Origin of the sequence: Psychrobacillus sp. FSL K6-4046 (genome assembly GCF_038624605.1) — a bacterium.
Lineage (GTDB): Bacteria > Bacillota > Bacilli > Bacillales_A > Planococcaceae > Psychrobacillus.
Genome location: NZ_CP152020.1, coordinates 3079836 through 3101023 on the forward strand (window position 1 = coordinate 3079836; position 21188 = coordinate 3101023).

21 protein-coding genes are annotated in these 21188 nt (G+C 37.2%); 10 read left to right on the plus strand and 11 right to left on the minus strand.

Translation table 11 applies throughout. From position 1 onward, the window contains the following. Window positions 1–65: 65 nt before the first annotated feature. The 8 genes from MKY09_RS15165 to mutY all read right to left on the minus strand — a co-directional run bounded on the left by MKY09_RS15165 (window position 66) and on the right by mutY (window position 8424). A complete protein-coding gene (locus MKY09_RS15165) occupies window positions 66–1673 on the minus strand; it encodes an ABC transporter substrate-binding protein (RefSeq protein ID WP_342567039.1) in 1608 nt (535 codons plus the stop codon). Between the two features lie 24 nt (window positions 1674–1697). After that, the gene (locus MKY09_RS15170) at window positions 1698–2681 is read right to left on the minus strand and encodes a dipeptide ABC transporter ATP-binding protein (RefSeq protein ID WP_251556934.1); all 984 of its coding nucleotides are present in this window, start codon (window positions 2679–2681) and stop codon (window positions 1698–1700) included. Beyond that, window positions 2656–3675, minus strand: a complete 1020-nt coding sequence (locus MKY09_RS15175; RefSeq protein ID WP_251556933.1) for an ABC transporter ATP-binding protein — start codon at window positions 3673–3675, stop codon at window positions 2656–2658. Before MKY09_RS15175 ends, MKY09_RS15170 begins: the two co-directional genes overlap by 26 nt. 190 nt (window positions 3676–3865) lie before the next feature. Then, window positions 3866–5617 carry an ABC transporter ATP-binding protein gene (locus MKY09_RS15180; RefSeq protein ID WP_298471022.1) on the minus strand — a complete coding sequence of 584 codons (1752 nt, stop codon included), beginning with the start codon at window positions 5615–5617 and terminating at the stop codon, window positions 3866–3868. Window positions 5618–5675: 58 nt separating this feature from the next. Next, window positions 5676–6215, minus strand: coding sequence for a DUF402 domain-containing protein (locus MKY09_RS15185; protein ID WP_169360760.1), 540 nt, complete (start codon window positions 6213–6215; stop codon window positions 5676–5678). 135 nt (window positions 6216–6350) lie between these two features. Further along, window positions 6351–6560 (minus strand): gamma-type small acid-soluble spore protein, encoded by a 210-nt coding sequence (locus MKY09_RS15190; RefSeq protein ID WP_169360761.1) that lies wholly within the window; start codon window positions 6558–6560, stop codon window positions 6351–6353. Window positions 6561–6637: 77 nt separating this feature from the next. Beyond that, window positions 6638–7381: an enoyl-[acyl-carrier-protein] reductase FabL gene (gene fabL / locus MKY09_RS15195; protein WP_169360762.1), complete on the minus strand. Its 744-nt coding sequence runs from the start codon at window positions 7379–7381 to the stop codon at window positions 6638–6640. Further along, window positions 7378–8424: an A/G-specific adenine glycosylase gene (gene mutY, locus MKY09_RS15200; RefSeq protein WP_169360782.1), complete on the minus strand. Its 1047-nt coding sequence runs from the start codon at window positions 8422–8424 to the stop codon at window positions 7378–7380. Before mutY ends, fabL begins: the two co-directional genes overlap by 4 nt. Before the next feature lie 151 nt (window positions 8425–8575). On the opposite strand from mutY, the gene MKY09_RS15205 reads away from it, so the two are divergent. Continuing rightward, window positions 8576–9556 carry a metal-dependent hydrolase gene (locus MKY09_RS15205; RefSeq protein WP_169360763.1) on the plus strand — a complete coding sequence of 327 codons (981 nt, stop codon included), beginning with the start codon at window positions 8576–8578 and terminating at the stop codon, window positions 9554–9556. 32 nt (window positions 9557–9588) lie between these two features. On the opposite strand, the gene MKY09_RS15210 is transcribed toward MKY09_RS15205, so the two are convergent. The 3 genes from MKY09_RS15210 to recX are packed head-to-tail and all read right to left on the minus strand — an operon-like array spanning window position 9589 to window position 10979. Continuing rightward, a complete protein-coding gene (locus MKY09_RS15210; protein ID WP_169360764.1) occupies window positions 9589–9843 on the minus strand; it encodes a YfhJ family protein in 255 nt (84 codons plus the stop codon). Window position 9844: 1 nt separating this feature from the next. Then, a complete protein-coding gene (locus MKY09_RS15215; RefSeq protein ID WP_169360765.1) occupies window positions 9845–10174 on the minus strand; it encodes a YfhH family protein in 330 nt (109 codons plus the stop codon). Then, entirely contained in the window at window positions 10164–10979 is an 816-nt protein-coding gene (gene recX / locus MKY09_RS15220) for a recombination regulator RecX (protein WP_342567040.1), read from the minus strand. The genes MKY09_RS15215 and recX overlap by 11 nt, the downstream gene beginning before the upstream one ends. Before the next feature lie 99 nt (window positions 10980–11078). On the opposite strand from recX, the gene MKY09_RS15225 reads away from it, so the two are divergent. From MKY09_RS15225 to MKY09_RS15265, 9 genes are all read left to right on the plus strand, one after another. Further along, complete coding sequence (locus tag MKY09_RS15225) at window positions 11079–11978, plus strand: TIGR01777 family oxidoreductase (protein ID WP_342567041.1); 900 nt, start codon at window positions 11079–11081, stop codon at window positions 11976–11978. A 202-nt stretch (window positions 11979–12180) separates the two neighbouring features. Beyond that, a complete protein-coding gene (locus MKY09_RS15230) occupies window positions 12181–12990 on the plus strand; it encodes a polysaccharide deacetylase family protein (protein WP_169360768.1) in 810 nt (269 codons plus the stop codon). Between the two features lie 123 nt (window positions 12991–13113). Beyond that, a complete protein-coding gene (gene rlmD, locus MKY09_RS15235; protein ID WP_169360769.1) occupies window positions 13114–14487 on the plus strand; it encodes a 23S rRNA (uracil(1939)-C(5))-methyltransferase RlmD in 1374 nt (457 codons plus the stop codon). 133 nt (window positions 14488–14620) lie between these two features. Next, entirely contained in the window at window positions 14621–15142 is a 522-nt protein-coding gene (locus tag MKY09_RS15240) for a DUF1456 family protein (RefSeq protein ID WP_298471006.1), read from the plus strand. A 741-nt stretch (window positions 15143–15883) separates the two neighbouring features. Continuing rightward, a complete protein-coding gene (locus MKY09_RS15245; protein WP_169360771.1) occupies window positions 15884–17404 on the plus strand; it encodes an aldehyde dehydrogenase family protein in 1521 nt (506 codons plus the stop codon). Window positions 17405–17427: 23 nt separating this feature from the next. Continuing rightward, window positions 17428–17787, plus strand: a complete 360-nt coding sequence (locus MKY09_RS15250; RefSeq protein ID WP_169360772.1) for a DUF779 domain-containing protein — start codon at window positions 17428–17430, stop codon at window positions 17785–17787. 284 nt (window positions 17788–18071) lie between these two features. Next, entirely contained in the window at window positions 18072–19487 is a 1416-nt protein-coding gene (locus MKY09_RS15255) for an alanine/glycine:cation symporter family protein (RefSeq protein ID WP_342567042.1), read from the plus strand. Between the two features lie 394 nt (window positions 19488–19881). Beyond that, window positions 19882–20469, plus strand: a complete 588-nt coding sequence (locus MKY09_RS15260; protein ID WP_342567043.1) for a DNA-3-methyladenine glycosylase I — start codon at window positions 19882–19884, stop codon at window positions 20467–20469. 151 nt (window positions 20470–20620) lie between these two features. Further along, window positions 20621–20941, plus strand: coding sequence for a hypothetical protein (locus MKY09_RS15265; protein ID WP_342567044.1), 321 nt, complete (start codon window positions 20621–20623; stop codon window positions 20939–20941). Window positions 20942–21188: the final 247 nt, after the last annotated feature.

Sequence of the window (21188 nt, forward strand, 5' to 3'; positions counted from 1 at the left end):
AAAATGTGAAACTACCTAATCTTTAAAAGAGGAGGGAATCCATAAGACCCCCTCCACTCTATTCCTTACTTAAAGTCAACGTTCCCTAGTTTGTCTGAACCTGTTGGATGTGGTGTAAATCCAGTCAATTCTGCTTTACCAGCTAATAATGGTGTTGAGTGAGCAAGTGGTACCCATGGTGCATCTTCAAATATTATTTCTTGTGCTTGTTTATATAATTCAATACGTTTGTTTTCATCTACTTCTGATTGTGCTTGGATAAGAATCTCATGTAATGGGTCGCTACTATAGTACGTATAGTTATTGCTTCCGATATTATCTTGGTCTAGTAAAACATAAAGGAAGTTATCTGCATCTCCATTATCACCAGTCCATCCAAGTAAGAAAGCGTCTGCTTCTCCTAAACGAGCTTTTTCTAAATAAGTAGCCCACTCATAAGAAACGATTTTAGCATTGATGCCTACTTTTTCTAAATTATTTTTAATTGCTTCTGCAACTTTAGCTCCATCTGGCATATATGGTCTTGGAACTGGCATTGCCCATAGCTCCATTTCAAAACCATCTGCAAATCCTGCTTCTGCTAAAAGTTCTTTTGCTTTTTCTGGATCATATTCATATCCAGGAATCTCATCATTGAATCCACTAATAGATGACGGAATTGGGTTTTTAGCTACCTCTGCTCCACCTTCGAAGAAAGCATCTACAATTGCTTGCTTATCGATTGCATAGTTCATTGCTTGACGTACTTTCACATTGTCAAACGGAGGTCTTGTAGTTGTTAAGCCTAAGTAACCAACATTCATAGAAGGACGCTCATACAATTGAAGAGCAGCCTCACCTTCTACTGTCGAACGATCGGACGGGTTCACACCATCAGCCAAGTCGATAGTTCCAGATAGTAGCTCATTAAGGCGACCTGCGTTGTCTGGTATCGCTTTGAATACGACTTTATCAAGCTTAGGCATACCATCTACCCAATAATCTTCATATTTTTCGATTGTAATAGTTGCATTACGTTTCCACTCTACGAATTTGAATGGACCAGTTCCTACTGGATTGTCACCAAATGCTTTTTCATCTTTTTCAAATGCAGTTGGACTTGCAATACCAAATGGACTCATAGCAATATTTTTTAAGAAAGGTGCTTGAGGGCGCTTAAGCTTAAACACTACTTTGTAATCACCGTCAGCTGTAACAGATTCAATTACATGGCCTTCGTCACCAGCATAACCTCCGAACATAGAACCGTAGTAATAGAATTTTTCCTCTGATCCATTAGCCCAGCGTTCAAAGTTTTTCACGACTGCCTCAGCATTAAAGTCTGTTCCGTCATGGAATTTAATTCCTTCTTCTAAAGTAAATGTATACGTTAATCCGTCATCAGACGGTTCCCACTCTTTAGCGAGTCCTGGCTGAATTGTAGTATCTTCCTCGCCAAAGTTTAATAGTGTCTCGAAAAGGTTTTGTGTTACCTTGAAAGATTCACCATCTGTAACTGTAGCTGGATCTAGAGAAACGGAGTCTCCTCCACGACCAAATACTAATGTTTTATTCTCTGATGATGACGATTCTCCTTTTTTATCTCCATCAGATTCATCACTTGAACAAGCAACGATTGTAAATGCAGCAAGTATCATTAAAAACATAAATGACAATAATTTCTTTTTTCTCACATGGACCCCTCCAAATTTATATTATCAATGCTGTACTGCCTCGTTATATAGATGGCAGGCAACAAAATGACTGTTCTTTACTTCCTCAAGCTTCGGTTTAACGGTTGTACATACATCCATTTTAAAAGGACAACGTGTATGGAATGTACAACCTGTAGGCGGGTTAGAAGGGCTTGGGATATCTCCCTCTAATATAATTTGCTCCCTTTGAAATTGTGGATCTGGTACTGGCACAGCAGAAAGAAGTGCTTTTGTATAAGGATGGAGCGGCTCCGCATATAAACTTTCACTAGGTGCAAGCTCAACCATTCTCCCTAAGTACATAACTCCAACCCGGTCGCTGATGTGGCGTACTACCCCCAGGTCATGAGCGATAAATATATAGGTTAGTTTCAATTCTTTTTGCAAGTCCTGCATCAGATTTAAAACTTGAGCTTGAATAGATACATCAAGTGCTGAAACTGGCTCGTCTGCTATAATCAGCTTTGGATTAGTCATAAGAGCTCTCGCAATACCAATACGCTGCCTTTGCCCTCCGCTGAACTGGTGAGGATATCGTTTTGCATGATAGCTGCTCAATCCTACAATCTCTAAAAAGTCATGAACCTTTTGTTTGCGAGTTTTTGGATCTCCAATTTGATGAACAATCAGTGGCTCCATCAAAATTTTCTCAACCGTGTGCCGAGGATTTAATGATGCATAAGGATCCTGAAACACCATTTGGATATCTCTTCTAACCTTACGCATAGCAGAGTCAGAGATTGACGTTAATTCTTTTCCTTCAAAGGTCACTTTACCTTCTGTAGGTTCTAGTAATCTCATAAGCATTCTTCCTGTAGTAGATTTACCACAGCCAGATTCTCCAACTATCCCTAGAGTTTCTCCCTCGTTTACAAAGAAAGAAATATCGTCTACTGCTTTAACATAGCCGACTTTTTTTGACAACAAACCGGAACGAATGGGAAAGTACTTTTTCAGTCCATCAACTTTTAACAGCGGCTCTGTCATAATCTGTTACCTCCTTTGAATCATATAAGAAACATCTAGTTTTATGTCCCTCCGATGTTTCATACAGAGGAGGATTTTCCTGAACACAGCGTTCGAATGCAAATTCACATCTAGCTGCAAAGCGGCAGCCTGTTGTTATAGTTCCTGGCTTCGGCACATTACCTGGGATGGAATATAATCGTTGCTTTTTATATCTCATGTCAGGAACTGATGCAAGCAGTCCTTTTGTATAGGGGTGTTGTGGATCTTTAAAGATGGTTTCCACTAGTCCTTCTTCTACTACTTTACCTGCATACATGACCACTACTCGTTCGCATGTCTCTGCTACTACTCCAAGATCATGAGTGATTAAGAGCACTGCTGTGTTTAATCTTTTATTCAAATCTCTCATTAGCTTTAGAATTTGAGCTTGAATGGTTACATCCAATGCCGTCGTTGGCTCATCAGCTATCAATACTTCTGGGTCACATACAAGGGCCATCGCAATCATGACTCTCTGACGCATCCCTCCAGAGAGCTGGTGTGGGTAATCCTTCATAAGTGCCTCTGCTCTCGGAAGTCCAACAAGCTTTAGCATCTCAATCGCTCTATCCTTAGCCTGCTTCTTGCTCCAATCCTTTTTATGTAGGGTTATTGCTTCTATCAGCTGATTACCAATTGTAAATAATGGATTTAAAGAGGTCATTGGCTCCTGAAAGATCATTGCAATCTCATTTCCTCTTATTTTCCGCATCTCTTTTTCCGAGAAGGTTGTTAAATCCTTACCTTTAAATAGGATTTCTCCATTGGTGATTTTTCCCGGTGGACTAGGAACTAGCCCCATGATAGATAGAGAGGTAACACTTTTACCACAGCCCGATTCGCCAACGATGCCTAAAATTTCCCCTTCTCTAACATGGAAATCTACATAATCGACAGATGGAATGACACCATCATCTGTAAAAAAGGAAGTTTGAAGCCCTTTTACTTCTAGCACTTTTTTTCCTTGTTCCATGATAATTCTCCTTTTTTACGAGATTATTTAAAATTTTCTTTATATTTGTTCATATTGATATTTTACACATACATACTTTTTATGCAATACTTTTTATATTTTTTGAAACATTTGTCATATTTCAACTTTTTGTAAAATAGGTAAATAAAAACACCCAATAAGAACAGAATCGCCTTATAGGGTGTGTGTGTTAGTCCACAGTATCTAGTTGTTGTATTTGAAATAAATTATAATATACACCTTTACTCTTCATGAGTTCAGAATGAGAACCTTCTTCTGCTAGCTCTCCATTTTCTATTACACATATTTTATCTGCATGCGTTATAGTGGAAAGTCTATGCGCTACAATAATCGTTGTCCGATTTTGAGCTAAACGCTCCAAGGAATCTTGGATTAATGATTCGCTTTCTAAATCTAATGCTGAAGTAGCCTCATCTAGAACTAATATTGTAGGATTTTTCAAAAATACACGTGCTATTGCTACACGTTGCTTTTGACCTCCAGAGAGCTTAACTCCCCGCTCCCCAACTTTTGTTTCATATCCTTCAGGTAACTCCATAATGAAATCGTGTGCATTAGCTGCTTTTGCAGCCTCTATTACTTCTTCATCACTAGCTCCTGGTTTTCCCATTAAAATATTCGATTTGACTGAGTCACTAAACAAAATATTATCCTGTAGGACAATTCCTATTTGTTGTCTCAGTGATTCAATCGTTACATCGCGAACATCTTTGCCGTCAATTTTCACACTGCCATCAGATACATCATAGAAGCGGGGAATCAAACTAATGATGGTGGATTTCCCTCCACCACTCATACCTACAAAAGCAACTGTTTCTCCACTATTGACTTGGAGATTTATATTGTTAAGGATTGTTTGTCCACCTTTTTCATATTGGAAGGAGACATTTGAAAAGGTAACTTCCCCAAAAGTATTTCCTAAATTTTTCGCACCAGGCTTATCGATAATATCGTATTTTTCATCCATCAGCTCAAATACTCTGTCCATCGACGCGAAAGATTGCGTTAATGTCGTGGATGAATTAACTAATCTTCTTAAAGGGCTATATAATCGCTCTATGTAGGCGATGAAAGCAGCCATTGTCCCAACAGATAGTCTTCCATGAATTGCTTCATATCCTGCGTAGGCAATAACTAACAGTGGTGCTATATCGGTAATTGTATTAACGACCGCAAACGCTTTTGCATTCCATATCGTTTGGTCCACGGCCTTATCCAGAAATTCTCCATTCGTCTCATTGAACAGCTTTTGTTCATGCTTTTCGAGCGTAAAGGTTTTAATAATACTCATGCCTTGTACACGTTCATGAAGATAGCTTTGTACTCCAGCTAATGCTTGCGATCTCTTTCTAGTTAAGTCTCGAAGCTTTCCGAAAAAGTACTTTACACTGAATGCGTAAAATGGGAACGCGATTAAAGTTACAAGTGTAAGTTTTACATTCATCGTAAGCATTATTCCAATAGCTATAAGAATTGTAGCTAAGTCGAGCCAAACATTCATCAAGCCAATCATGACAAAATTTTTCGTTTGCTCTACGTCATTGATGACTCGAGAAATGACCTCTCCAGCTCGCGTGTTTGAATAATACTTTAAGCTTAGCTTTTGAAGATGTATGTATAGCTTTTGACGGATATCATACAAAATTTTATTACTGACTAATTGTGCTAAATATTGTCGATAATACTCAATTGGCGGTCGAACGATTAGAAACACTAATGCGGTTCCACCTAACCAATAAACAAGTTGTTGAATTTTTTCATCTGTTGCCATATCCCCACCGATAATATCATCTACGACAATTTTAATCAGAATGGGTATAAACAATGGAATTGCGAATTTAATAACCCCTATAATAATCGTTAAAAAGATTTGCCAATTATAAGGTTTTACGAATTCCATATATCTTTTCATGGTGCTCATAAAACTACTTCCTTTCTTAAAACGGAAGAACCTGTTGCAAATTCAACAGGTTCTCCTACTACTCGTTCAGCTGTTTATAAAAATGATAACGACTTGTCCAAGCCTCGATAAAGTCCGGGGCAAATGGACCTCTTCTTTGTTTAATCCAAGAAATAAGTTTTTCTATATTTCGATCAAGAATAGAATCCATTTCATTTGGATAATTCATTTCCCTTTTGTGCTGTTCGTATTCATCTTCATCCAAAATTGTGTAGGTCATGTCTGGGAAAACCTTCACATCTAGATCATAATCAATATATTTCAGAATTTTATTGTTATAGACAAATGGCGAACTAATATTAATGTAATAATACACACCGTCTTCTCTTAGCATACAAATAATGTTAAACCAATGTTCAGCGTGAAAGTAACAGATTGACGGTTCTCTAGTAATCCAGGTTCTTCCATCTGATTCAATTACAAGAGTTCGTTCGTTCGCTCCTATTACAATATTCTTGGTCCCCTTTAAAACCATCGTTTCCTGCCAGACACGGTGGATACGGCCATTATGCTTGTAGCTGTGAATTTGAATAATTTCTCCTTCTGTTGGAATCGCCATGATTTAGCCACCTTTTCATCAAGCGCAAAATTGAATATTATACTTATTTTCATATTATAGCAATCCATAGGAAAAAACTGTAGTAAAAAAATCAGCGAGAGCAAAATGCTCTCGCTGATTTTTGGTGAATCCATGTTATTTTGATGGGTTATAAGAACTTTTTGAAAACTTCCCGCTTGCTTGTTGTTTTTTCATTTCAGCTTGACGGTTTTGCTCTTTAACTTGTCGAATTACAGTTTCTGAAGCAAATTCTTGACTTCTGTTTGATGATTGACTGTTATTCTTTTTCATGGATTTCACCTCCGTACAAAATATATCTTGTGCACTTTCGGAGATAATATTCATTTGAATTTTTAATTTGTTAAATTTAAAAATTAAGACCTTGTCTATCCGAATACGTAAAGATTAATGTTGCATAACTTCTACATTTTAATCGAACGGCCGCCATCTACAATGATAGTTTGTCCTCGGATCATGCTGGCATCATCTGAAAGCAGGAACATAGCTGTTTTTACCATATCCTCAATTTCAACCATTCGTCCTGCCGGAGTATTTACACGCGCATCCTCTAATAATTGTTCTCTATTTGGGAAATGCTTTAAAGCATCAGTATCTAATGCTCCACCAGAAACAGTATTAACGGCAATCCCTTTTTCTGCTAGCTCTACCGCCAAATATCTTGTAATGGATTCAATAGCAGCTTTAGAAACTCCTACTGTCGTATAGTTTTCCAAATATCGAATAGACCCTAATGAACTGATGCCTAATATCTTCCCGCCACTCGGCATTAGCTTTGCCGCTTCCTGTGCTCCAAAAAGCATTGCTTTTGCGTTAATGTTCATCGTCCAGTCCCAATGAGACTCCTCGAGCTCCATGATTGGTCGAAGAACACCGGATGCAGCATTACTCACGAAAATATCTAAACGACCGAACTCCTCTTTTATCGTTTGAAACATTGCCCGAAGCTTTTCTACATCACCAACATTTGCACGAACAAGTAAAGCTTTTTGTCCTAATGCCTCTATTTCTGAAACCGTTTCTAATGCAGCCGTTTTACTGCGAGCATAGTTCACTACAATATCATAACCACTTTTTGCAAGCTCAATGGCAATTGCTTTTCCTAGTCCTCTGCTACTGCCTGTTACTAATGCTACTGGATTTGTCATGTGATGTTCTTCCTTTCCTTCCACGCATTCCATATTTTTAATACTGGAATAGGCATAGGTTGATTGTTCACTTCTTCTATAGAATACCACTGGCTATTCAAGGATAATTTTTTTTCATTTATAAGCTTTGCTTCAAAACTTTCAACTTCCCATACTAGATGTGAAAAAACATGCTTAAAAGAAAGTAATTCATTTCCTTTTTGAATTTCTATTCCATAGTCCAACTCCACTACCTCTTCAACAGTGTGAGTCGCTGTTGGAAGCTCAACCATTGGAAATTGCCACATATTAGCAAGTAAACCTTTAGAAGGTCGCTTCTCTAAAAGAATCTTACCGTCATCTCGTTGGATCACTATTGCCTTCATTTTATGTAATTTTGTCTTTTTGTTAATTGTTTTAACCGGAAGCTCTTCTTGAACTCCTTCATAAAATGCTGAACAAAATTCTCTTACTGGACAAAGTAAACATTTCGGCTTTTTTGGAGTGCATATAATAGCACCAAGTTCCATTAAACCTTGGTTAAAGGCAGAGGGATTTTCCTCATACATCAAGCTCATCACGGCATCTTCAAATATCTTTTTCGTCTTTGGTTTAGCAATATCCTCTTTTATCAGTAAAATCCGAGATAATACTCTCATAACATTCCCGTCTACAGCATGCTCTGGAACACCATAAGCAATACTTAGCACCGCTCCAGCCGTATATGGTCCAACGCCTCTTAGCTTAGATATTTCCTTTCGGTTGTTCGGTATGATGCTATCGTATTGTTCTACAACTTCTTTTACTCCAGCTTGGAGATTGCGTGCTCTAGAATAATAGCCCAGACCTTCCCACTCTTTTAGCAATTCTCCCTCATTAGCTTCTGCAAGAGATTCAAGCGAGGGATATTTAGAGACAAATCTCTCATAATAAGGGATAACTGTATCAACTTTTGTTTGCTGTAACATTACTTCGGAAACCCAAATTTTATAGGGATCCGTGGTTTTTCTCCACGGTAAATCACGTTTTTCTTCTAAAAACCAGGAAACTAATGCCTCGCTCATTTGCTTATTGTATAATTCGTTCACAGTTAGAATCCTTTCTGGCGATTATTGTATGCGATAATAGGGTATAACACTAATAATTGCTTTGTTAATTTATATACTTTATCTTATGATTAAGATAACTTGTTTCCTTAAAAGGAGCTGGTCACACATGGATACAGGCACACATATAGTCATGGGTATTGCACTTGGTGGTTTGGCAATGGCAGATCCTGTCGTTACAAGTAGTTCTTTGACTACTACTGCTGTTATTGCAGGTACTATCATTGGTTCTCAAGCCCCTGATATAGATACTGTTCTAAAATTAAAAAATAATGCCATATACATACGTCATCATCGTGGTATAACTCATTCTATTCCAGCCGTTTTACTATGGCCGTTACTTATATCTGGAGTATTGTGGCTAATTATTCCAGAGGTGAACTGGCTTCATCTTTGGCTTTGGACATTTTTAGCAGTATTTCTTCATGTTTTCGTGGATATATTTAATTCCTATGGTACCCAGGCATTACGACCCTTTTCTAAGAAATGGGTTGCACTAGGTGTCATTAATACATTTGATCCGATTATCTTTGGCTTTCATGTATTAGGATTATTACTATGGATGTTTGGCTTTAACCCAGTACCTACATTCCTAACCATGTACGCTATTATCGCCATTTATTATATACTACGCTTTGCAGTCCAAAGTGCGGTTAAAAATAGCGTGAGAAAAACAATTCCGGATACCACAGAAATTATTGTGGCTCCAACTATTAAGTTTTTTCAATGGAGGATTGCCGCAAGCTCCGAGACGCATCATTACGTTGGCCGAGCATACGGGCGTTCCATAACGATATACGACAAGTTTGAACGAGAGGAAATTCCAGACTCTCCTTTAGTAAAAGCTGCCTTAAAGGATACAAATCTAAGTGCCTTTACTTCGTTCTCCCCTATTTACAGATGGGAAATAACTCAATTCGATCATATCCATGAGGTTCGGTTAATCGATCTGCGTTACAGAAGTAATGATTACTATCCTTTTGTAGCAGTTGTACATTTGGATGAAGACCTTAATATCATCAACTCTTACACTGGTTGGATTTTCAGCGAAGATAAGCTAAGAAAAAAATTAGACTTTTTACCACATTAAACAGAGACGCTAGGAATTTAAATTCCTAGCGTTTAGTCTGTTTCCAATAAATGCTTGTACTTTTCGTTAGTACCCGCAAACTCGTGTAGTTGTTCACCATATCCATCTATCCACTTTTTAATAACCATCTCTGTTACTGCAGCACCTTTATATTCATAGCCTGCACGTGCATAGGATGATTCAAAGTCAGACCAAAGTAATTCAATCCATGCTCTTGCCTTTTCAAAGGAAAGCTTGTCGTTTTTTTCAAGTAATAACTCTGTTAATTCATTTATTTTAGTTTCCATATTATTTTCCCTCCTCTAACGGCTGTAGTATAGAAATTGGTAATGCTTCCTCGTACTTGTCTCCACCTAAACGGTAGCCCCAAGCAAATTTTCCCTTTAAGTATTCGACTTGAAAAAACATCCCAGGATCACCGCTAATTCTATACATTTCACCAGGTTTTATAGAATTTACATCTGTTAGAAATGACTGAGCCATCATTGCTTTTCGTTCATATACTGCATACTCATTAACAATGCCTAGTTGCTCAGCCTTTCTTGCTTTTTCCTTTAGGTTAGCAATTTCAGTTCTAAGCTCTTGCTCCGTCATCTGACTATATTTTTTATTGCTCATTTTGTAATTCCAGCTCCTTATTTTCTATATACATATCTATGTGCTCTGACGGGAAACCTTTTATATAAAGGGCCTGTTTCACACGATTTTTCAGATCATAGCCGCTATATTTTGCAGAATACTTTCTCCAAATCTTTTCTCCTTGTGCAGCAATTATTTCAAGCCATTCGTCTTCCTTTTTCTCTAAATCAAAAGATTCGATTGCCTGAGAAATGATGCCAAAGTTATACCCTTTTCTTTGAAGATTCTCCTGGATCTTTTGTTTAATTTGGCGTGGAGTCTTATTTTGGTTTTGATTGATAATTTTTTCTGTAAGTGTTTTAGCAATAGAAACTTGTTCTTCCTCCGAGTAAGCGGCAAGTACTTCCTCTTGAAGCTCTTTTTCTATTCCCTTCTTTTTGAGCTCCTGTCTAATTGCAGCAGGGCCTTTTTTACTGCTATTCTTTTGAGTTTCTACTAAAGCCTTCGTAAAGCTAGCGTCATTCAAAAATCCGTGCTCATATAGCTTTCGAATTGCCTCTAAAATGACCGCTTCTCCAAACTCACTTTGTAGTAATTTTTGCTTTACCTCATGCTCACTTCTCATCCGAAAGCTCAAATAATTAATCGCCTTATTATATGCTTTTCTTACTTCATCATCAAAAACAATTTCATCTAAGGTAAAGGCCTCTATTACCTTACCCTTTGTAAGCTGATATTTTATCAGTACTGCCTCATCCACACTAAAGGCATACTTTTCATCTAAATATAAATTATACCGTTCATTATTTTTTTTTTGACGTCCTATTTTTGTAATAACCGGCATTTTGTTAATCTCTCCATTCGCTTTCCTTAATTATAGCGTAAAAATTAATATGTGATAAATGATTGAACTGGTATTATTGTGTTAAGGAGGCTGATTTCGATGAGAGTAGCAATTACTGGTGGAACTGGTTTTGTAGGTAGGGCTTTGACTGAGCTACTGCAGCAAAAGGGACATGAGGCTATTATTTTATCACGGTCGAGCTCGCACTCAGCAAACAATGTTACTTATATTAACTGGCTTACAAATAATTCTAAACCTGAGGTATATTTAGAAGGTATTGATGCAATAGTAAATCTTGCTGGAGAATCTATAAACAACGGTAGATGGACAGAAAAGCAAAAAGCAAAAATTTATGATAGTAGGATGGAAGCTACTGATGAAGTCATACGTATTATACAAGTATTAAAGAAAAAACCCGAAGTTTTGATCAATGCAAGTGCTATTGGAATTTATCCAGCTTCCAATACAGAAGTTTATAATGAACAATCAACACAACAGGGTCATGATATTCTAGCCAAAACAGTTGCAGATTGGGAGCAAAAGGCATTAACTGCAGAGCAGCTTGGAGTCCGCGTAGCTTTAGGTCGATTTGGGATTATATTAGATAGAAAAGAAGGAGCACTTCCCTTAATGGCATTACCTTATAAAATGTTTGTTGGTGGTCCAATTGGAAAGGGAGATAATTGGATGTCATGGGTTCATATCCAAGATGTTGCTAGTTCCCTGTTTTACGCTATTGAACATAATATTCAAGGACCTTTTAATATAGTTGCACCAGATCCTCGAAGGATGGATGAATTTAGTAAAACATTGGCTAAAGTATTAAATAAACCTCATTACTTCCCAGTACCTGCATTTGCTTTGAGGCTAGTGCTTGGTGAAAAAAGTCAGCTTGTCTTAGAAGGGCAAAAAGTAGTTCCAGACGTATTAATAGCTAATGGCTTTTCCTTTAAATACCCAGAACTTACGAGCGCATTGACTAATATATATAGTCAGTAATCGAGCCAATTTCCACAGACGATGGCTTATTGCTCACCCTATCCTTTAATATAACCTTTTCTTAAAAGGGAATTATGATATTGCTTCATATAGTAAAACTAACCAACGAGCAAAAATGAATAAATATCAAACCCAAGTGCAATCTACTTTTAAGTTGATTGCATTTTTTTATGCAAATATATATTAAAAAGGAGCAAAAATCATGTGGAAGCATCATGTAATAGGAATTATTATAGCAGCCTTTATTATAAGCCTCGGCTTTTCCTATGAGCCATTTACCGCGGAAGCAAAAGAAATTCACTGGGGTTTTAAAAAAGCCAGAGATGAGGTACCACCAGAGGCCGGAGCAGAGCTGGATGCATTATTAGAAAAGCATGGAGCCATTTATAAAGGACCAGCTAACAAAAAGGTTATTTACCTGACATTTGATAATGGCTATGAAAACGGCTATACCGAAAGCATTTTAGATACATTAAAGAAAGAGAACATTAGCGCCACCTTCTTTTTAACTGGTCATTACCTCGAAAGTGCCACACCACTAGTAAAACGGATGATTGAAGACGGACATCAAATAGGTAACCATTCCTATGGACATCCAAACCTAGCTAAGCTGTCAAAGGATGAAATAAAAAAGGAATTACAAAAATTTGATAACCGACTAAAGGAGCTCACTTCTTTAGAAAGAACAACTGTCACGAGACCACCGGAAGGAATCTTTGATGAAGATGTACTAGCAGCTGCAAACGAAATTGGTCACCAGCATTTTTTCTGGTCTGTTGCTTTTATCGACTGGCATAGGGATCAAAAAAAGGGTGGACAATATGCTTATAACGAGCTTATTACACAAATCCATCCTGGAGCTATTATTCTTATGCACACGGTTTCGCCTGACAATGCTGAGGGTCTTCCGGCATTTATCAAAGAAGCGAAAAAACGCGGATATTCCTTTGGAAAGATCAATGACCTCAATATATCCAAATTGGATATACCTGAGTATTCTCTTCCACAGTAATTTCCTTTATAATAGATATAATGTAACTAAGGTGCCAGTTTTTAACTGGCACCTTTTGCTTGCAACCAACCCCATAAAAAAGTTATACTGTTTTATTGGTTGATAAAGGACGTGAAGGAAATAATGAAAGAACAAACAGCAATACAGGTGGGACAACAATTTCCACTTACTATAAAAAGACTTGGTATTAATGGAGAAGGAGTTGGCTTCTTTAAACGAAATGTAGTTTTCGTTAAGGGAGCACTTCCTGGAGAGGTAGTAACTGCTGAAGTAACTACTGTAAATCCAAAGTATGCGGAAGCAACGATAAAAAAAATTCGTCAAGCTTCTCCAGACAGAGTAAAACCACCATGCCCTGTTTATGAGGCATGTGGAGGTTGCCAGCTTCAACATATGACCTATGAACGAGAGCTTATTGAAAAAAGAGACATAGTCATTCAAGCCCTTGAGCGTTATGTGAGAGACCTTGCTCCGTCAATTGAGGTAAAACCTACACTTGGAATGGAAAATCCTTGGCTGTATCGAAACAAAAGCCAATTCCAAACAAGACAGCTTGGTAATGATGTAATTGCTGGTTTATATGCAGAAGGATCTAACAAGTTAATTGATATTAATGAATGTATGGTTCAACATCCTGCTACCACTAAGATTACAAATGAAATTAAAGCCTACTTAAAAGAGCTTAAAATACCTATATATGACGAGAAAAATCCTCAAGGTATTGTTCGTACTATTGTTGTGAGAACTGGGATGAAAACTGGACAAATTCAAGTAACATTAGTTACAACACAAAAGAAAATGCCCAACAAAGAAGACCTTGTACAAATGATTCGTAAAATCGATTCTAATATCGTATCCATTAGCCAAAATATTAATCCTGGAAAAACATCGTTAGTATTCGGTGACACAACTTTTAATTTATTTGGTAAAGAAATTATTCATGAGAAGCTTGGAGAATTAGCTTTTGACCTATCGGCTCGCGCCTTCTTCCAGCTAAATCCGGAACAAACTGAGCATTTATATGATGAAATTGAAAAGGCAGCCGAATTAACTGGTAAGGAAACTGTCGTTGATGCTTATTGTGGTGTCGGGACAATCGGACTTTGGTTAGCTAAAAATGCTAAAGAGGTTCGTGGTATGGATATTATCGAAGAGTCCATTAAGGACGCTAAGAAAAATGCGAAACGCAACGGCTTTGATAACACAAAGTATGTTCATGGCACTGCAAAGAAATGGTTGAAGCAATGGCAGAGTGAAGGCTTTGTACCTGACGTGCTAACAGTAGATCCTCCTAGAACTGGTTTAGACGAGGAACTACTAAAAACAGTATTAGAGATAAAACCAAAACGCTTTGTTTATACTTCCTGTAACCCTTCAACTCTTGCAAAGGATCTGCAGGAGCTAACGAAGCTTTATGATGTTCAATATATGCAGCCCGTGGACATGTTCCCTCAAACAGCCCATATTGAAGTAGTTACACTACTTACACTTAAATAATTGCACATTATGTAAGAAGGATCCGAGAATCTGAATGATTTTCGGATTTTCTTCTAATCGTTTATCCCTTTACCGGGAAGGCTATTACATAACTGAGGATGTATTTTGATATTGCTAGGAGGATTCATATAAAATGGAAAATAACGACATATTAATACGTTTGCGATACGCTTTAGATATCAAGAACAAAGAAATGGTAGAAATCTTTAAGCTTGGTGGTATAGAAATTTCAAAAGAAGATGTGTTGAAGCTTTTAACTAAATCCAAGGATCACTTTGATAATGAATATGAAGATGATATTGAGGATGATGACAATCAAATCAAGTGCAACAATAAAACGTTAGAAGCCTTTTTAAATGGTCTTATTACTTTTAAAAGAGGACCCCAGGAGCCAAAGCCAGGACAACCAGTGGCCCCTCCCTCTACATCTGGTAGTACAGAAAGTGTTAATAACATGCTTCTAAAAAAAGTAAAGATTGCACTTGCTTTAACAAGTGAGGACATGATTGATATCTTGGAGGAAGCTAGAGTGGCTATCACGAAAAGCGAACTAAGTGCCATCCTACGCAAGGAAGGCCACCGTAACTATAAAGAATGTGGCGATAAATTTGCCCGGAATTTCTTAAAGGGATTAGCTATTAAATATAGAGGTTAACTATTGGGGTACGGACAACCAACACTCCGAAAAGAAACAGCCTCGAACATTTTACGACCTGGTAAAGTTTTCGGAGCTTCTATTCCAGTGATCTGTAATTGTTTTCGAGTTGCAGGGGGCGAAGCTTCAATCTCCTCGGCTTGCTCCTGCTTAGGCTTTTACGCTCACGCTATTCCTGCAGTAGTCTCCACCTCCTCTTCAAACAACTAAAGTAGAAAGTTTATGGACTTGCTCTATAAATGAAAACGTGAAATCGGAAATATTCGATTTCACGTTTTTTAAATTGTGAGACTAGTTATGTCTCTCACTTTTCAAAAGAATATTGCAAAATATTTGTGCCAAGGTGGCTGTTGTTGATCTTATGAAATGGGCGAACGCTCGACTAGGGGAAAAAACCTACTTTATGGAATGATTCATTGGCTGCTCATTAGAAACAGCATTAGGAATTAATTAAACTGTATAAAAATACATGTATATTCATTTTTCAACTGTTATAAAACACATATACTCTCCCTTATCTTATTAGCTTAATCTTGTTATAGACCAACTACTTATGGCAATTTGTAGTAATAAAACCAATTGTATATTTTCAATATTAAAAAGAAACTTTTATTTTAAAATGTGAATAAAAATTGAAAATTCATCTTGCATTCTTTTTTTAATTGGTGCATGATTTGATTATTGCTACAACGTCGTCTGACGTCTAGCAAATCGCACTATAAAAATTTGGGGGTAAGATATATGATTTATGCTAATCCTAATACTGCTGGTGCAGTAGTTGATTTTAAAGAACGTTATGATAACTTTATCGGTGGAGAATGGGTAGCTCCAGTTAATGGAGAGTACTTTGATGTAGTTTCACCACTTACCGGTAAAGTATTTACTCAAGCAGCTCGCTCCACTGAAGCTGACATTGAGCTTGCATTAGATGCTGCTCATGCTGCTAAAGGTGCTTGGGCTCAAACATCTGTAGCTTATCGCGCAATTATTTTAAACAAAATTGCAGATCGCATGGAACAAAACCTAGAAAAAATTGCAGTTGCTGAAACTTGGGACAATGGTAAAGCAGTTCGTGAAACATTGAATGCTGACATCCCACTAGCAATTGACCACTTCCGTTATTTTGCAGGAGCTATCCGTGCTCAAGAAGGTAGAATCAGCCAGATCGATAACGATACTGTAGCATACCACTTCCACGAGCCAATCGGTGTAGTTGGACAAATTATTCCTTGGAACTTCCCATTATTAATGGCTGTTTGGAAAATCGCTCCAGCTTTAGCTGCTGGTAATACAATCGTTATGAAGCCTGCTGAACAAACACCTGCTTCATTAATGGTCCTTTTAGAGCTTATTCAAGATATTTTACCAAAAGGCGTTTTAAACGTTGTAAACGGTTTCGGTGCAGAAGTTGGGAAACCACTTGCAACTAACCCACGTATTCAAAAAGTAGCATTCACTGGTTCTACTGGTGTTGGTCGTTTGATCATGCAATATGCAACTGAAAATATTATCCCTGTAACATTAGAGCTTGGTGGTAAATCACCTAACGTATTCTTCGAGGATGTTATGGATGCAGATGATGAGTACTTAGACAAAGCAATCGAAGGTTTAGTATTATTCGCACTTAACTCAGGTGAAATTTGTACTTGTCCATCTCGTGCACTTGTTCAAGAATCAATCTATGAAAAATTCATGGAGCGTGCATTAGAACGCATTAAAGCAATTAAAATTGGTAACCCACTTGATACAGAAGTTATGATGGGTGCTCAAGCTTCTAACCAACAATTACAAAAAATTCTTTCTTATATCGAAATAGGTAAAGAAGAAGGCGCTGAATTGTTAATCGGTGGAACTCAAAATAAATTAGAAGGTGACCACGAAGGCGGTTACTATATTGCTCCAACAGTATTTAAAGGCGACAACAAAATGCGTATTTTCCAAGAAGAAATCTTTGGACCAGTACTTTCTGTTACAACATTCAAAGACTTTGACGAAGCAATGGAAATTGCTAACGATTCTGAGTTTGGTTTAGGAGCTGGTGTTTGGTCTCGTAACATTGACACTGCTTACCGTGCAGGTCGTGCAATCCAAGCAGGTCGTGTTTGGACAAACACATATCACCAATACCCAGCACATGCTGCATTTGGCGGTTACAAACAATCAGGTATCGGTCGCGAAAACCACTTAATGATGCTTGAGCATTACCAACAAACAAAATGTATGTTAGTAAGCTACAATAAATCTGCAATGGGCTTCTTCTAAGAAGTTAGAAATGAGATGACAGAATGGTAGAACGCATCGTAGCAACGGATAAAGCTCTTGATCTAATTCAAGAGCTTGAGGCAAAGCATGGGGCAATTATGTTCGTACAGTCTGCTGGCTGCTGCGATGGTTCTGCTCCAATGTGCTATAAGCAAGGTGACTTCTATATAGGAAGTCGTGACTTGCTTCTTGGTACTGTTGGAAATGCACCATATTATATGCATCAGTCCCACTATACTTATTGGCAGCATACACAGCTAATATTAGATGTTGTTGATGGCATGGGAGCTGCCTTTTCTCTTGAAAGTACAGAAGGAATTTCATTTCATATTCATTCTCGTGTATTTACAGATAAGGAAAGAGCAGAGCTATCTCCTCTTTAACTAATTTATGGATAAAAAGAGCTATCTTTTTATCCATATTTTTTTATATCTCCTGCACATATAATATATTTACGCTTTCCTCTTTGATTTTTTTGTTATAAAATTATTAGTAATTGTAATATTTCAGTTAGTAAATAAAGAGTTGGTTTTTATAAACCAGCTCTATTTATTTATCCAGCACATTTCACTTTATTCTTGTGACGTGTTATAGAATAGCGTAATAAAAGCAATCTATATATGAAGATTACATAATAAGCGTTACCGATTTTTAGGAGGAATTAATAATGGATTTGTTTGAAAGTATGTTACAGGATGTGAATAATGCTTTATATTCCTACATCCTGATCGTACTCTTAGTAGGAGTGGGATTGTTTTTTACAATAAAAACTAGATTTATTCAGATTAGATTAATACCAGAAATGTTCCGTGTTGTTTCGGAAAAAGCCACGATCGATAGTACAGGAAAAAAAGGAGTTTCCTCCTTTCAGGCATTTACGATATCCGCTGCCTCTCGCATAGGGACTGGTAACATTGCTGGGGTTGCAACCGCTATTGCACTTGGTGGTCCTGGAGCTATTTTTTGGATGTGGATGATTGCTATTATCGGCGGAGCATCTTCTTTAATTGAAAGCACTTTAGCCCAAGTATATAAAGTTAAAGATGGTAGAATGTATCGCGGTGGTCCAGCCTATTACATGGAAAAAGGCTTAAACAAGCGGTGGATGGGAATTCTTTTTGCAGTTGTTATTTCCCTTACCTATGGGTTTGTGTTTAACGCGGTCCAAGCTAATACAATTACTATTGCATTTGAAGAAAGCTTCGGATCAAGCCGAGTAGTAGTTGGCGTTATTTTATCTATAATTACTGCTATCATAGTTTTTGGTGGTCTTAAACGTATAGTTAGCGTTACGCAAATTTTAGTACCAGTTATGGCAATAGCATATATTGCAGTTGCTCTCCTTGTAGTATTTTTGAATATCAGTGAGCTACCAAATGTATTCATCCTTATATTCAAATCTGCTTTTGGCTTCGAAGAGGCTTTTGCTGGTATGGTCGGAGCTGCTATCATGAATGGAATTAAACGAGGGTTATTCTCAAATGAAGCTGGTATGGGTTCTGCGCCAAACGCAGCTGCTACTGCGTCGGTAACTCACCCTGTAAAACAAGGGCTTATTCAAACACTTGGTGTATTTATTGATACAATCATTGTTTGTACATCAACCGCTGCTATTGTTTTAATGAGCGATGCTTACCTTCATTCAGAAGCTGCTTCGGTCAACCTGACACAAGTTTCTTTAGTTGATAATTTAGGTGGCTGGGCAAGTACATTTTTAGCTATAGCTATATTCATGTTTGCCTTCAGCTCAGTAATAGGGAATTACTACTACGGGGAAACGAACATCGGTTTTATCAAGGAATCTAAAACTATGCTGCTTATTTTCCGTGTGCTAGTAGTAGCTTTCGTTATGTTTGGTTCTGTTGCAAAAGTTCAGTTAGTTTGGGACTTAGCGGATCTCTTTATGGCTGTAATGGCAATCATTAACCTGTTAGCTATTTTAATGCTTTGGAAGATTGCTAAACGTGTTATTAATGATTATGTATCACAACGTAAAAAAGGTTTAGATCCTGTATTCTACAAGAAGAATGTTCCTGACATTGGAGAAGTAGAGTGCTGGGGCGATGAAGATAAAGATCGATAATATGGAATAACAAGAGCTTCGAAAATACTACGAACAGTAGAATTTTCGAAGCTCTTTTTCTCAAGTAAAACTAATTTTATCTTTTTCAAAGGCTATGTTATAGGGTTGGGCTTAGTGCTTATAAAATTACTCTCCTAAACTAAGCCAAAAACTGTCACTACCCCTAATTCATAACCTACTTACGTTCTTAATAGTCATTTGAATCATCACTTTTGTAATGTTTATAGTCACATAAAAAAGAATTCTTTAATCAAAATCAACCATTAACTTTAACAAAGCTTTTTCAAAAGGCTTCTTTCATATACACTTTAGACTATATATATATTGCTATTTTTCTGAATTTACCTTACAATAAAAATAGAATATACGTTCCCTTTTAGAAAGGTTGATGACATTGGTTACTAGATGTGCGTGGGTGGTTGGAAAAGATCCTTTATACTTAGACTATCATGACAATGAATGGGGCGTTCCTATTTATGAGGATAGGCTATTATTTGAGATGCTATGCTTAGAAGGAGCTCAAGCTGGTTTGAGTTGGTGGACAATTCTACAGAAACGAGATAATTATCGTCGAGCATTTGATCACTTTGATGCTCATAAAATCATTCAATACACTGAGGATAAAATTCAATCTCTCCGAGAAGACAGCGGGATCGTCCGAAATCGTGTAAAAATACTTAGTGTGTTGACAAATGCACATGCTTTTCTCCGAATTCAAAAAGAACATGGATCTTTTTCTAATTACATTTGGAGTTTTGTAAATGGAACCCCTATCCTCAATCATTGGACTTCTATAAATGAAGTCCCCATCTTCAATGAGCTAAGCGATACAATGAGTAAGCGTCTTAAAAAGGATGGCTTTGTATTTGTAGGAAGTAAAGTCTGTTATTCATATATGCAGGCAGTTGGAATGATCAATGACCATACAATTGACTGTCACTGTCATCCTTCTATGAAGTTGGAAAAAGATGAAGCGCTATAGAATTATTTATCCTCTAAAAAAGCTTACGAAAAATAGGTTAGCGAGCGTAGTTTTATTTGAAAAGGCTATGGTTGATTTTCTGTGAAGGAACTTTTTGGTGACATGATACAAACTATAAGTAACAAATTAATTGATTTAAGGGAGACAAACAATGAAAATCAAAATGCTCATTTTACTAACATCTTCGAAAGAACAAATAGAAAATAATAGGACTCAATTGGTAATGAAAACATTTGAATCAACGATTCGTCCTGTTAAAGGAGATATAATTGATGACCCCGGATTTGACGCAAGATTTCATAATGGATATGAGGTAGTGAAAGTTACTATAAATTATGAGACAAATGAATGCTATGTATCTCTATATCCACTTGCAAGTGAATTAGAGGAAATTTGTATCAATGACTATATAGACAAACTTGTAGCAAATGAATGGCGTATTGTTTCAAAAAAAGAATTATTAACCTACTAAAAGAGATAGACTTACCCCATTACCATTTCTGCCGTCGGGTGCGATTATTCAACTGAGTAAATTCATTTATATATTCTCTCTGTTTGGATTGTCGCGTTTTCAGTGAGTTTTAGGGGATGAGTGAAACAGCTAAGCCATCACAACAAGCGCATAAGCTATGTGTGATGGCTTATCGCTCCCCCCTCCCCGCGAAGAAGCGTCAGCCAGAGCGGAAATCAATTCTACTTATTCATATAAAACTCCAGTA